Consider the following 417-nt stretch of genomic DNA (forward strand, 5'->3'; position numbering starts at 1 on the left):
TCTTCATTCTATCTCTTCATTTTTCTTGCTAATGTGTGAATTAACATCAGAAGAAATTTGTATACTTCCATGTTGATAAAACTTGAAGGTGAGCTGTTTTACTCTCCTTAAGGAAATTATTCATCATCTTTTAATTTCGATAAATCTGTTTCTTCGCCAAACTCAGTAGCATAATTAAGGTTTCTATTGCCTTGTAGGTTCGTGTTACGTTCAACCTCTTCGTCCATTGGAGCAAATAAAAGAGTTAAACAAATCAAACCACTTATACCTACAAGACCATAAATTATTCTGGACAAAAATGCATCTTGTCCACCAAAGATTCCTGCTACTAAATCAAATTGAAAAAATCCAATTAGACCCCAGTTTACAGCGCCAATAATTATTAAAGCTAAAGCGATCCGTTGTAATATTTTCATG

Annotated in this window: 1 protein-coding gene; it reads right to left on the bottom strand. The window is 32.9% G+C overall.

The annotated features are described in order from the left end of the window. Window positions 1–116 precede the first annotated feature (116 nt). On the bottom strand, window positions 117–416 hold the full coding sequence (locus tag V7164_RS15705; RefSeq protein WP_335348489.1) for a DUF378 domain-containing protein: 300 nt from the start codon (window positions 414–416) through the stop codon (window positions 117–119). Window position 417: the final 1 nt, after the last annotated feature.

It is taken from the genome of Bacillus sp. JJ1474, assembly GCF_036965225.1.
In the GTDB taxonomy this organism is placed as follows: domain Bacteria; phylum Bacillota; class Bacilli; order Bacillales; family Cytobacillaceae; genus Cytobacillus.

Bases quoted from the DNA above. Each gene is read 5' to 3' on its own strand.
- V7164_RS15705 (WP_335348489.1), bottom strand. From the start codon at position 416: ATGAAAATATTACAACGGATCGCTTTAGCTTTAATAATTATTGGCGCT.